The organism is Exiguobacterium sp. 17-1 (assembly GCF_023096305.1).
Taxonomy (GTDB): Bacteria; Bacillota; Bacilli; order Exiguobacteriales; family Exiguobacteriaceae; genus Exiguobacterium_A; species Exiguobacterium_A sibiricum_A.
The window spans coordinates 90658-103877 of record NZ_JALIGJ010000005.1; the positions used below are offsets into that span (position 1 = coordinate 90658).

Annotated in this window: 15 protein-coding genes; 9 read left to right on the plus strand and 6 right to left on the minus strand. The window is 46.2% G+C overall.

What is annotated here, in order from left to right:
• Positions 1–49: 49 nt before the first annotated feature.
• The 5 genes from MUN34_RS13125 to cbpA all read right to left on the minus strand — a co-directional run bounded on the left by MUN34_RS13125 (position 50) and on the right by cbpA (position 6349).
• Complete coding sequence (locus MUN34_RS13125) at positions 50–712, minus strand: C40 family peptidase (protein WP_026827160.1); 663 nt, start codon at positions 710–712, stop codon at positions 50–52.
• A gap of 217 nt (positions 713–929) precedes the next feature.
• Positions 930–4091, minus strand: a complete 3162-nt coding sequence (locus tag MUN34_RS13130; RefSeq protein WP_247858028.1) for an efflux RND transporter permease subunit — start codon at positions 4089–4091, stop codon at positions 930–932.
• A 44-nt stretch (positions 4092–4135) separates the two neighbouring features.
• Positions 4136–4693 carry a TetR/AcrR family transcriptional regulator gene (locus MUN34_RS13135; RefSeq protein ID WP_247858029.1) on the minus strand — a complete coding sequence of 186 codons (558 nt, stop codon included), beginning with the start codon at positions 4691–4693 and terminating at the stop codon, positions 4136–4138.
• Positions 4694–4884: 191 nt separating this feature from the next.
• The gene (locus MUN34_RS13140) at positions 4885–5652 is read right to left on the minus strand and encodes a pyrroline-5-carboxylate reductase family protein (RefSeq protein ID WP_247858030.1); all 768 of its coding nucleotides are present in this window, start codon (positions 5650–5652) and stop codon (positions 4885–4887) included.
• Positions 5653–5710: 58 nt separating this feature from the next.
• Entirely contained in the window at positions 5711–6349 is a 639-nt protein-coding gene (cbpA, locus tag MUN34_RS13145; RefSeq protein WP_026827156.1) for a cyclic di-AMP binding protein CbpA, read from the minus strand.
• A gap of 342 nt (positions 6350–6691) precedes the next feature.
• Between cbpA and MUN34_RS13150 the strand changes: the two genes are divergently transcribed.
• The 9 genes from MUN34_RS13150 (at position 6692) to queF (ending at position 12852) form a co-directional block, all read left to right on the plus strand.
• Complete coding sequence (locus tag MUN34_RS13150) at positions 6692–7309, plus strand: DUF47 domain-containing protein (protein WP_026827155.1); 618 nt, start codon at positions 6692–6694, stop codon at positions 7307–7309.
• A 16-nt stretch (positions 7310–7325) separates the two neighbouring features.
• Positions 7326–8330: an inorganic phosphate transporter gene (locus tag MUN34_RS13155; RefSeq protein WP_026827154.1), complete on the plus strand. Its 1005-nt coding sequence runs from the start codon at positions 7326–7328 to the stop codon at positions 8328–8330.
• A gap of 132 nt (positions 8331–8462) precedes the next feature.
• Positions 8463–9278, plus strand: coding sequence for a bifunctional hydroxymethylpyrimidine kinase/phosphomethylpyrimidine kinase (locus tag MUN34_RS13160; protein WP_026827153.1), 816 nt, complete (start codon positions 8463–8465; stop codon positions 9276–9278).
• 61 nt (positions 9279–9339) lie between these two features.
• Positions 9340–9705 (plus strand): YojF family protein, encoded by a 366-nt coding sequence (locus tag MUN34_RS13165; protein ID WP_247858031.1) that lies wholly within the window; start codon positions 9340–9342, stop codon positions 9703–9705.
• Positions 9705–10361 carry a bacillithiol biosynthesis deacetylase BshB2 gene (bshB2, locus tag MUN34_RS13170; RefSeq protein WP_026827151.1) on the plus strand — a complete coding sequence of 219 codons (657 nt, stop codon included), beginning with the start codon at positions 9705–9707 and terminating at the stop codon, positions 10359–10361. The genes MUN34_RS13165 and bshB2 overlap by 1 nt, the downstream gene beginning before the upstream one ends.
• A 169-nt stretch (positions 10362–10530) precedes the next feature.
• A complete protein-coding gene (queC, locus tag MUN34_RS13175) occupies positions 10531–11187 on the plus strand; it encodes a 7-cyano-7-deazaguanine synthase QueC (RefSeq protein ID WP_247858032.1) in 657 nt (218 codons plus the stop codon).
• Entirely contained in the window at positions 11184–11639 is a 456-nt protein-coding gene (queD, locus tag MUN34_RS13180) for a 6-carboxytetrahydropterin synthase QueD (protein ID WP_012371768.1), read from the plus strand. Before queC ends, queD begins: the two co-directional genes overlap by 4 nt.
• Positions 11636–12352 (plus strand): 7-carboxy-7-deazaguanine synthase QueE, encoded by a 717-nt coding sequence (gene queE / locus MUN34_RS13185; protein WP_034769591.1) that lies wholly within the window; start codon positions 11636–11638, stop codon positions 12350–12352. The genes queD and queE overlap by 4 nt, the downstream gene beginning before the upstream one ends.
• An 11-nt stretch (positions 12353–12363) precedes the next feature.
• Positions 12364–12852: a preQ(1) synthase gene (queF, locus tag MUN34_RS13190; RefSeq protein WP_014971619.1), complete on the plus strand. Its 489-nt coding sequence runs from the start codon at positions 12364–12366 to the stop codon at positions 12850–12852.
• Positions 12853–12902: 50 nt separating this feature from the next.
• On the opposite strand, the gene MUN34_RS13195 is transcribed toward queF, so the two are convergent.
• On the minus strand, positions 12903–13187 hold the full coding sequence (locus tag MUN34_RS13195) for a helix-turn-helix domain-containing protein (RefSeq protein WP_026827148.1): 285 nt from the start codon (positions 13185–13187) through the stop codon (positions 12903–12905).
• Positions 13188–13220 lie beyond the last annotated feature (33 nt).

The following is a 13220-nucleotide window of genomic DNA, read 5'->3' on the forward strand; positions in this document are numbered from 1 at the left end:
CTTGTCTCGCAAATGCGTCAAGAGCGGGTTTTTTGAATGGTTTGCTGTTTTATAGAGAGCCGGCCGCAACGTAACGCGATCCCCAGTAGCCGCTCCGGAATGATTCTTTGACGACTTGTCCGTAATACGAATTGGCGTTGATCATCGTCGATCCGTCAACTGCAATCCCGACGTGCTGAATTCCGCTTCCGTGTGTGAAGAAGACGAGATCACCGGCAACTGGAGCCGTTCGTTTCGTCGCGCCATATTGGGCAGCCGCTGTTCGTGGTAATGACTTACCCAACGCATTGTAGACATAACGCGTAAAGCCGGAACAGTCGAAGCTGACAGGCCCCGTCGCGCCAAATACGTAAGGACGTCCTTTTAATCCTTCCGCCACGGATACGACGGCTGCTCCATTTTTAGTTAATCCTGTCGTCGCTTTTGCATTAAAAGCTTTTGTGTATGTAGCCGCTATGTAAGCAGTTTTTCCTGCATACCGGAGTTGATACCAATTGTTTGCCGTTTTTCCAAGGACTGTTACCGTTTGTCCTAATTTCAGTTGACCGAGCTTTTGACCCGTCGTCGTTGCTTGTGAACGGACATTCAACACGTCGACTGCCACGACAACTTTTTTGGATGCACTGGCTTTCGTTTGTTGGGGAACAGCGGCAAAACTACTGATGAGCAACGTTGCAAATACGATGACACGAACTAAAAATGAACTTTTCATCCGTCTATCTCCCTTGTAAGTAAGTCTATGTGAAAAACTAAATTATCAGATAATTACTGTTTTTATCCTATCATGCTGTTTTCTATCGTCGTGTTACAGTTTATTAACAGGGATAGTTTTTCGTAACAATTTTGCAACAAATAAAAAAACAGGTCATGAAATGGCAGTCTGGAGCCGTTTCATGATACCTGTTTAAATGATGAAAGACTAAGTCCGCTTAATCCATTGACTTCTTTTTCCGAAACCGTGCAAAGAATTCGTAGACGATCGGGACAATCAACAAGGTTAATAACGTTGAACTTGTTAATCCGCCAATGACCGTCACCCCGAGCCCTTTCGAAATCAAAGCACCGCCTTCAAGACCTAGTGCCAATGGTGATAGGGCGCCAATTGTCGCGAGCGCTGTCATCAAGATCGGACGAAGTCGTGTTCCTGATGCATCCAACAAGGCTTCACGTGTATCAAGTCCTTCTTTTTCCTTGTGAATGACGCGATCAATCAGAACGATGGCGTTCGTCACGACGATTCCGATCAACATCAATGCACCGATTAATGAAGATACTGAAATCGTTTCGCCTGTAATCAACAGCGCGAGTAATCCGCCGATGATGGCAAACGGAAGCGAGAACAAGATGACAAGTGGTGTCAATGCGCCTCCAAAGGTGACGACGAGAACAAGGTAGACGATGGCGACTGCTGCTACCATCGCAAGTCCGAGTTGCGTGAATGACTCTTGAATTTGCTCCGTCACACCACCTGCTTTATACGAAACACCTGTCGGAAGATCAATTTTTTTGACTGTTTTATCGATGGCTTGTGAAGCTTCTGTTGCTTTGTCTGTTTTTAATTCTGCAGTGACCGTCGCGACCAATTTGCCGTCCCGTTCACTGAGTGAATCCGGTGTCGTCCCTTTTTTAACGGAGACGAAATCCGACAGTTTCCGGACACCAAGCGGCGTCGTGACATCTGTTTTTTGTAAATCATTGATGGAATCATATGTCGTCTGTTCGTTCGGAACGATGACATCAAGTTCCTTGCCGTCTACTTTTATAGTAGAAAGTGGTTTTTCTTCACCCTGCACATTTGCAATCCCTTGTGCCAATTGCGCTGTCGAGATACCGAATTCAGCGGCTTTTTGTTGATCGACTTCGAACGTGTATTGCGTATACGACTCTTTTAAGTCGGTTGTTACTTTACGCACGTATTTCGATTCACCCTCAATCGCTTTCACGAATTTAGGTGTCATCGTTTGTAAATCGTCGATGGAATTCGCATAAACGGAGTACGAGACACCGGAAGAAGCTGCTCCTCCACTAAAGTCCTGTTCTTTCCATTCGCCTGTCGGAATCTCTTTATTCAATTGTTTGATGGCCTGTTGCTTCACATCTGCAAAATCGGCTGTATCCGGATCATACTGGGCAATGAAGACAGCCTGTTTTGTATTTCCAGGATTTAATGGATTTTCTCCACCGACTGTAAATTGAAGATTATCTATATCACTTTGCTTGTCAAAATAAGCTTCTGCCTGGTCTGCTGCCTTTAAAGAATCATCAAGTGTTTGACCCGGTTTTGGATTATAGGTCACATAAAATGTTTTTTCACTTTCTTGATTCAAGAAGTTGACGCCGATTGTTGGAACAAGCGCGAAACTGCCGATCAACAGCAGGACGGCGAGACCAAACACGACGAGTTTATGATTCAATGACCAATTTAGTACACCCCGGTACCAATTGGCGAGTTTTCCGCCATCTTCTTTTTCAGGTTTTGGTGCCTTTCCGCGTTTAAAGAGTGAGTCAGCAAACATCGGAACAACCGTTACCGCCACGATCAACGAGGCAAAGAGCGCAAAGACGACTGTCAAGGCGAATGGAAGGAACAGTTCTCCGACGAATCCTGTGACAAATCCAAGCGGCAGGAAGACGGCAATCGTGACGATTGTAGATGAAGCGACCGGAATGAAGACTTCACGTGTCGCATCGATGATGAGCGCTTTCCCTTTTAACGGTTCAGTTGGATCCGTCAATCGACGGTAAATGTTCTCAATGACGACAATCGAATCATCCACGACACGACCAATCGCCACCGTCATCGCACCCAGTGTCATGATGTTGAGAGAGATATCCAATTGTTTCAAGACTAAAATCGCCATCAGCAGAGATAATGGAATCGAGATAACGGCAATGATCGTTGATTTGATGTTACGTAGGAACAAGAGAATGATGACGACGGCAAACAAGGCACCAATCAATGCTTTGCTGATCATCGTTGAGACCGATTCTTCAATCGGCTTCCCTTGGTCGAGTGTGATCGATGCTTTTACGCTAGCGTTGTCTTTCTCAAAGTCTTTAATCGTCTCTTTGACCGCATTAACGACTTCGACCGTATTCGCGTCTTGTGATTTCGTCACCTGGACGCCGATCGAACGTTCCCCGTTTGACCGGGAAATTGATTCTTCGATCCCTTTGTCTTCAATCGTCGCCAGTTGCGATAATTTAACGGTCGGGACTTGCGTCGGTGCAACTGCTGCCGGACTCGAGGCTTGTGCCGAAGCTGCATCTGTCGGCGCCGATTGCGCAGGTGCTTGCGTCTGTCCTTGTCCCGCGCCTGCTTCAGGTACTTGTCCTGTTGCTGTTTGTGGTGTGTAAGGCAGACGGAGATTTTTCAGTTCAGTGACTGTCGTTGCCTTTCCATCGAGGACAACAGCCTGTTCTTTATCACCTAATTCATATAATCCAAGTGCCAAGCGGGAATCATTCGCTTGAATCAGTTGTTTGGCGTTTTCTTCCGTCAATCCATACTGTTGCAGTTTCTTTTCGTCAAATCGGATCTCAATTCGGCGGATTTCTTGACCGGCAATTTGAACCGTTTGTGCGCCTTCGATTCCTTCGAGTTTTGGTTGAAGTTCGTTTTCGACCAGTTTGGTCAAGTCGGACAAGGAACGTTTTTCGTCCGATACAGCAAATCCGATGACCGGGAAGGCATCAAAGGAGATTCGGGAAACTTGAGGTTCCTGGGCGCCTTCCGGTAACTCCACGTTCGCCAATGCTTCTTTGACTTTTTGTTCCGCTTCGTCCATGTCTGTACTGAAGCTATAGTCGATTTGTAGATTTGAGGCATTCTGGAAAGAGGACGAGCGGACGGTTTCGACTCCGCCGAGATTCTCGACCTTACTTTCAAGTTCACGGCTGACTTCATCGAGTACTTGTTCCGGTGTTGCTCCCGGATAAATCGTCGTCACGGACACGGTTGGTGTCGTGATATCCGGCAATGTCTCGAGTTTCATCGTCGTTCCGGCATAAATTCCGGCGACTGTGATTATAATCGTCAGCAACCAAAGGGCAAACTTATTATTGACTGAAAATTGAATGATACGCTTCATGGTAAAAATCCGCCTTCTCTCTCTTCTTTTTCAATTCCACCTTATTATTTTGATGCTTGATCAATCTTTCGTGCTTGTTTCAATAACCGTTCAATCAAGGCCTGTCGTACGTCAGGTGCAGGTTGACCGAACTGAAAATGTTCCGACATCTTTAGCCCGTCCAACGTAAACCGAATCATCATCGCGTCTACAGGATCCGCTTGTTCCATCAACTGATCAAAAAACTGATGGACCTGCTTTTTTCGTTCTTCCACAAAAGCGGCATTTTCCTTTAACAGGGACAACAAAAACAATACCGTATCGATGTCGAGGCAAAATTCTTCGTCCCGCCGTGCTTGCAACAGGACGAATGCTTCCATTGGACCGAATCCCTCTTCCCGGTACGTCTGATATTGCTGAAACTGACGCCGTTCCTGTTCTTCAATCACACCCATCAATAATTCTTCTTTGGAAGAAAAATGATACAACAATCCACCTTTGGAGACATTGGCCTGTTTCGCCACTTCTTCAAGTGTCAGTTGTGGAAACCCTTGAGTCAGCATGACTTGAACAGTCGCATCCGTGATTCGCCGTCGTGTTTCTAACGCTTTTGTACTGACCATCATTTTTCTCCTTTCTATTTTACTGTACCGTCTGGACGGTTTCTTTTTTAAATATACGGAGTTCTGCCCTACTTTGCAAGAGTAAATCAATGTTTCACGTGAAACGCTTCGTATTACATGAGCCGAACCTGATCAAAAAACGCCTACCTGCGTTCTTCGAATCGAGAACCGGTAGACGTTTCAGATGATACTCAGTTATCTTCCCGCGCACTTTCCATCAAAGCAGCATGCATCGCTTGTGCCAAGTGATGCTCGCGCAGAACGCGGACTCCACGATCCGTCGGACCACCCGGAGCCGCTACATCGTCAATCAATTCCGCTGTCGGACGTTCTTCATGCAATAATAGTTCCGCCGATCCTTTCATCGCCTGTGCAATGATTTGCCGGGCAGAAGAAGAATCAAAACCTGCTTTCGTTAATACAGGTGTCATCGCGCCGACGATTTCATAGAAGAAAGCAGGACTGCATCCCGCTGCTGCCATCAAATAAGGCATCGTTGTCGCATTCGTTTCAACCGTCTGACCCACTCGTTCAAACAATGCCGTCGCTTGTTGTCTTTTCTTATCGGATAAGAGGTCACCAAACCATAGGCCCGTCATTCCTGTCTGAAAGGCGACGGGTGTATTCGGCATCGCACAGACAGCACCACACGAAACGTATGCTTCGATGTCTGACGGTGTGATGTGCGCGGCGACGGACACCACCAGCTGATCCGTCCAAGTCTGTTGTTTGATGTAGTCGAGAACTCCGTCCGGCTGCATGGCTAAAACAACGACATCAAATTGTTCGACCTGTTCCTCGGCCGTCGTCCGAACACCGTACTGCTCCGCCAGAGCGAACAGACGTGTCCGGTCGGTTCGATTGGTCATCGTGATCGTTTGAGGGGATATACCCGAATCAAGCCATCCTTTGACTAAGGATTCGCTCATCGAACCTGCCCCTACCATTAAAATTTTCATTTTTATTCCTCCCAACAAAAAAAGGACCACTTGCTGGTCCCTTCGGATTTCCTAGTCATTATACACGAACTGCCAAGTCTTCCACAGCAACGACACGGAGTCCTTTTTCATTTAATTTCTTGACGATTTTCTTTTTCGTTTTCTCATCACAGTCCGTCGGTAATGTGATCAAGACCCGGCGCATGACACTGCTTTTCGCATCAAGTGTCATCAAACTCGCAACGGTTGAGTACTTATTGACGATTTTAGCAATCTTTTCAAGGGCACCTTTTTGTTCACTGAGTGCAACCGTTAAGATATAGCTGCCTGAATCACGATTCCATGCTTCTTCGAGCATACCAAGCATCTTTCCGTGTGGTAAGATGCCGAAGAACTGTCCATCATCATTCAAGACTGCGATGTAAGGCAATTCTTTGATTGAGAAAAAGACTTCAAAGAAGTTACTGCCTGTGTAGATGAACTTCGTGGTGTTTTTGATCAACGTCATGACGTTATCGTCTAAGCTACCACCGTTCATTCCGTGGCGGTAAATATGCATCTTGTAAATGTTCCCCTTGAACAATTGACCGGTCTGATCAAGAACCGGGACACAACGATATCCTGTTTCTTCTAGCGTCTGTAATGCTTCTCGAATCGTAGCGGTTTCTAAAATCTTGACACACTGGTGTTTCGGAATACACAAACTTTGAACGAGCATACAAAACGTCCTCCTCTTTCCTTTAACATCATTATACCTGATTTACATGGCGCTCTAACTTAATTTCTTATTCGCTTCCGCTCTTCCTTCTCCTGCTTTTCTTCTATTCCCTCACAAGCGCCAAGAGAAAACACAATTTTCCTCAAGATTAATAAGAGAATCCATCTTATTGTCGCAATTTTTAATTCTTTATTAATTCAACAATCCCCTTAGTATTAAGATTTATTAAGATTTCGTAAAGACGGGACATAGTTGTATTCTTTTACAATAGCGTCTGATACAATCGAACTCGTGAAGTCACTTCACTATTCTATTCTTGTTCTTAATATGGAGGCAGAAGAAATGTTCAGTAAAAAACAAGATCCATTCGCGGTTAAATTATCTGAGATTGCAGGACACCTGCAACGAACGTCACAATTTTTCGTCGACTTTAAAATCAATGGTATTGCCGATGTCAAAGAATTCGCCCATAAAGTAAAAGATTTTGAAACAGCTGGTGACGATCTGATGCATCAACTGATCATCGATTTGAACAACGCGTTCATTACACCAATCGACCGGGAAGATTTATTAGCGCTTGCTAACTCACTTGACGATGTCCTCGATGGTTTTGAAGAATGTTCAGCTATTTTCGAAATTTACAATATCGTAAAAGCAGACGAGCATATGATTCGTTTTGTGGATGAGATCCACATTGCCGTTAATGAGCTCGCTTTATCTATGGATTTGTTAGTCGCACGTAAACTCCAACCGATGCGTGAACACGTTATCAAAGTAAAAGAACAGGAAACGATCTGCGATAACTTGCGTCGTAAATCAATCAAAGCATTGTTCGCAACAGAAACAGATCCAATCAAAATCATTCAATACAAAGAAATTTATGAGTCGCTCGAGTCAATCGCCGATTACTGCCAAGATGCAGCAAACGTCATTGAAACGATCATCATGAAAAACGCATAAGTGAGGAGCTAACGAGATGGATAGTCTTTTTATCATCACCGCCATAATCGTCATTCTCGCACTTAGCTTCGACTTCATTAATGGTTTCCACGATACAGCGAACTCGATTGCGACTTCGGTGTCGACTCGTGCTTTGAAACCACGTCACGCCATCATTCTTGCCGCGACGATGAATTTTTTAGGTGCAATCACGTTTACTGGCGTCGCTAAAACAATTTCCAGTGATATCGTCGATCCTTCGACGCTTGAGCACGGAAGTTATGTCGTCATTGCTGCTTTACTTTCTGCTATCGCCTGGAACCTCTTGACGTGGTATTTCGGTATTCCGTCTAGTTCTTCGCACACATTGATCGGTTCAATCGCCGGTGCGGCTATCGCATCTGTCGGCTTTGGCGGAATCGAAGCAAAAGGAATTTTAAAAATCGTTCAGGCACTGATCATTTCACCGATTCTTGCCTTCACTCTTGGATTTATCGTTTACGGCATCTTTAAAGTAGTTTTCAAAAAAGGAAACTTGGCGAAGACGAATCGTCGTTTCCGTCATATGCAAATCGCAACAGCAGCTCTTCAATCGTACACACACGGAACGAATGATGCACAAAAAGCGATGGGTATCATCACGCTCGCCCTTATTTCATCTGGTTTCCAAACCGATCACGAAGTCGCACTTTGGGTTAAACTATCGTGTGCGGTCGCAATGGGTCTCGGAACATCCGTCGGTGGATGGCGGATCATCAAGACGGTTGGTGGACAGATTATGAAAATCCGTCCGGTCAACGGGGTTGCGGCTGACTTGACGTCTGCTGCCATCATCTTTGGTGCGACAGCGATTCACTTACCGGTTTCAACGACACACGTTATTTCTTCTGCCATTCTCGGTGTAGGTACATCACACCGGAAAAAAGGTGTTAAATGGGGAACAGCACAACGGATGTTGATTACATGGGTCATCACATTGCCGATTTCAATGGCAGTGGCGGCGCTCATCTACTACATTTTAGATTTCCTTTTCATTAAATGATTTCATTCCCCATCTAGTCGGCTAGGTGGGGTTTTTCTCTCTCAATTAAGCCCCTGCAGTTGTCGCTTGGACTAGAATTCGCTATGATTGATGGCAAGAAGATATGCTTATTTTATTTAGGAGGAATTCCACATGACAAAACGTAAAGCTTTAACGATTGCCGGTTCTGACACGAGTGGCGGCGCTGGTATTCAAGCTGATTTAAAAACGTTCCAGGAACTTGAAGTCTATGGAATGAACGCATTGACGGTCATCGTCGCTCAAGATCCCGATCATTCTTGGCACCATGCGGTTTACCCGATCGATGCAGAACTCGTCCGGACACAAATCCATACGGTCCTTGGAGGAATTGGTGTAGATGCGATGAAGACGGGTATGCTCCCGACTGTCGAAATCATTGAAGTCGTTGCTGAAAAAATCAAGTCATCCGGTGTCAAAAATGTCGTCATCGATCCCGTCATGGTTTGTAAAGGTGAAGATGAAGTTCTGAATCCCGATACAGCGAACGCTTTACGCGATGTCCTGACACCGCTCGCAACGGTCGTGACCCCTAATGTCTTTGAAGCAGGTCAATTGTCCGGTCTTGGAAAAACACCTTCGACAATCGATGAAATGAAGCTGGCAGCTGCACGGATTCATGAAAAAGGTGCTCAATACGTTCTTGTTAAAGGTGGCAGCAAGATTGACCACCCACGAGCAGTTGACGTGCTTTATGACGGAAAAGAGTTTATCCTAATTGAGGACGAGCGTATTGAGACACCGTATACGCACGGAGCAGGATGCACCTACTCTGCTGCAATCACGGCTGAACTCGCAAAAGGAGCTTCCGTGGAGCAAGCGGTCCGTACAGCGAAATCGTTTATCACTTCGGCGATTCGTCATTCATTCCGCTTGAATGAATATGTCGGTCCGACTGACCACGCTGCTCACCGAACAGTAACGTCTTAATCGCTCAAGAAGTCCGCGCACTGATCGCGGACTTCTTTCTGTATAGGAAAGGGGATTCATCATGCAAGCACTTGATTTAACAGCTGTACAAAACTATATCGACAAGTATGCCAATACACCACTTTACGTCCACGTCGAAACGACGAACGGTGCGTACGCGACACACCAGGATCCGACGTTCCACAGTGCCGGCATGTTTTTCCGCAATGCCGAGATTACGTTCGAACGTGGTCTGATTACTGGAAACGGTCCGTACCGGATCGGACTGAAACTTGCCCACGGTTGGTTGTACGGTGAAGGTTTAACCGATTATGAATTTGCAGGCGATCAACTGTTGATTGCCGGACACGACATTGAAGGACGTCTTGCGATTGCCTTCGAGCTCAGTCCGACTCCATTCGCGCAAGGCGCAGAGGAGGTAGAATGATGGCTTACAACGAACAAGATCATCTACTCGTCATCTTCCCTCACCCGGATGATGAAGCGTTCAGCTCGGCTGGAACGATTATCGAACATGCAGAAAACCGCGGACCTGTCACGTATGCCTGCCTGACACTCGGTGAAATGGGACGCAACATGGGTCGTCCTGTCTTTACGAACCGCGAGGAGCTCGCAACAATCCGCAAACGTGAACTGATTGCCGCATCTGAAAAAATGAAGATTTCCGATTTACAAATGTGGGGACTTCGCGACAAAACAGTCGAATTCGAAGATGAAGCGATGCTTGCTGAACGGATTGGACAATTGATTACGAAAACGCAACCGACACGGGTGATTTCATTTTATCCGGGATATGCCGTCCATCCGGATCACGAAGCAACAGCACGTGCCGTCGTCCGGGCGCTTCGTGCGATCGACGAAAGTCAGCGTCCTGAATTTTTAGCGGTTGCCTTCGCTAACAATACACGTGACGAACTCGGTGAAGGAACGTTCATCCATGATGTCAGTGCGTATACCGATCAAAAAATTGCAGCCCTTCAAGCACATGCCTCGCAAACAGGCGGTTTGATGAAAGTCATCTCAGAAGACTCGAACATCCGTGATTTGCTCGTCAAAGAACGCTATTATCATTACCCATTATGATTTTTTCACCCTTGGACGTTCTTTCGTTCAAGGGTGCTTTTTTGTCTTGCGAAATCCTCGATTGTCAGTCGACTTTTGTGTCGCCTTCTGCTAGTGTGAATAGTTGAGACTGTGTCTCCGGAGTTCGTAACCTCCTCCGTCACAAAAACTAGGAATGGAAGTGTACACTATGAAAAATGAACGTGCTCTTGTCGTCTTCAGTGGCGGTCAAGATTCGACGACCTGCCTGTTTCAGGCACTCGCCGATTATTCAGAAGTTGAAGTCGTTACCTTCAACTATGGGCAACGTCATGCCGCAGAACTCGATGTCGCTCGCGAAATCGCATCCGAACTCGGTGTGAAACATCACGAGCTCGATCTCTCACTCCTCAGTCAATTGACGAGCAATTCCTTGACTGACCACTCACAATCAATCACGACGAATGAAGATGGGCTTCCCTCTACCTTTGTAGATGGTCGAAACCACCTGTTCCTGTCTTTCGCAGCCGTACTCGCTAAAGGACGTGGCATCCGCCATATCATTACCGGTGTATGCGAAACAGACTTTTCCGGTTATCCCGACTGTCGTGATTCCTTCATCAAGTCACTGAACGTGACGCTTAACCTCGCGATGGACTATCCATTCGTGATTCATACTCCGCTCATGTGGCTCGACAAAAAAGAGACATGGGCATTAGCTGATTCACTCGGCGCGTTTGAGTTTGTCCGCGAACGGACATTGACGTGTTACAACGGAATCATCGGAGACGGCTGCGGCGATTGCCCGGCTTGCGAATTACGGAAAAAAGGCTTAGCTGCCTACATCGAGGAGGTCCAACACACATGAAATTCAACTATGAAGCACCCGAAACCGTCGAGCGCCCGACCGGCGACTCGCTTATTTATACAAAATCACGTGTCATGATTGTTAAAAAACTGACATTTGATGCAGCCCATCACCTGTATGACTATGACGGCAAGTGTCGCGCCCTCCACGGTCATACGTATCACGTCGATCTCGGCATCAGCGGATTCCTTGACCACCGCGGGATGACACTCGACTTTGGTGATTTGAAGAAAATTTTCAAAGAGCACCTCGAACCATTGCTCGATCACCGTTACTTGAATGAGTCTCTTCCTTACATGAACACGACCGCTGAAAACATGTCAGCGTGGATTTTTGAAACACTCGGTAAACACCTGCCCGATGAACGCGGTCTCCGTGTAGAGTTCGTCAAACTGTACGAAACACCGACTGCTTTTGCAGAAGTCCGCCGGGAATGGATGCTTGAATCATGAGTCAATTGAAGAAAACACCGAAGATTCCTGTTCTTGAAATCTTTGGTCCGACCTTCCAAGGTGAAGGACGTTCGATCGGTCAAAAAACGATGTTCGTCCGGACTGGTGGCTGTGACTATTCCTGTGCCTGGTGTGACTCGGCCTTTACTTGGGACGGATCGGAAAAACCGGATTTACTGACAGCAGAAGAAATCCTGACGCAACTCGATGCCCTCGGTTCATATGGTCATGTCACGATTTCCGGCGGTAACCCGTTGTTACATGCGTCGATTGGAACGCTCGTCGACGCATTGAAGAGCCGTGGCATCACGATGTCGGTCGAAACACAAGGTTCTTACTGGCAAAACTGGGTGCTCGATATCGAAGACGTCACGATCAGTCCGAAACCACCGTCGAGTGGGATGACGGTTGATTATGACCGGCTTGATGTCTTTTTCAAACGGTTGCCTGAACAGCAACGGGCCGTTAAAATCGTCATTTTTGACGAAGCGGATCTTGACTTTGCTGCTGCCATTTCAGAACGTTACGCCTTAAAAACCTTATATCTATCACTCGGTAATCCTGATCCTGCGGAAGAAGGTACGATTGCACCGCGGATGTTATCCGACTTAAAAACTTTATGGGAACGCGTTGCAACTGACGAACGATTTAATCATGCACGGGTTCTTCCACAACTACATGCCCTCGTTTTCGCAAACGACCGCGGCGTTTAAGGAGATTAATTATGCGTCCAGAAGATTTAAACGATTTGTCCTTACTTGGTCAAAAGTCTGTCCCTTATATTTTTGAATATCAACCGGAAGTGCTTGAAGCCTTCCCGAACCGTCACCCAGAAAACGACTACTTCGTAAAGTTTAATGCACCTGAATTTACGAGCCTCTGCCCGATTACGAATCAACCGGATTTTGCGACCATTTATATTTCTTACATTCCGGATGAGAAGCTGGTCGAATCAAAATCACTAAAACTTTATCTGTTCAGCTTCCGTAATCACGGAGATTTCCATGAAAACTGCATCAATGTCATCGGAAAGGATCTCGTCAAACTGATGGAACCCCGTTACCTCGAAGTTTGGGGGAAATTCACGCCACGCGGTGGAATTTCGATTGATCCTTACTACAACTACGGTAAACCGGATACGAAATATGAACAGATGGCCGAACACCGTCTCTTTAATCATGATTTATATCCTGAAACGATCGACAATCGCTAAGACTCGAAAAATCCTCCATTGCCTTAGGCAGTGGAGGATTTTTAACGCGATCAACTGGACGGTAAATCAATGATTTTTGCCCCTTCTTCGTGAAGCCGGATGATTTGAGCAGGCCAAATATGCCGCACTAAATGTTCATATGGGACGTTAAGTGCTTTTGCCAAACGTTCAATCATCGAAAATGAAGGGTGTGCGATACTCTGCTCAATCCGTTCCATCATTTCGGGTGTCGTCTCTGTCAGTTCAGCCAATTGCTCCTGATTGATTTCTTGCCGTTCACGTAATGTACGAATCCGCTCTCCATAATTTTCGAGAGGACTTATCGTTTCACTCATGATGTAATCTCCTTTTCTAAGCACATGACTTTC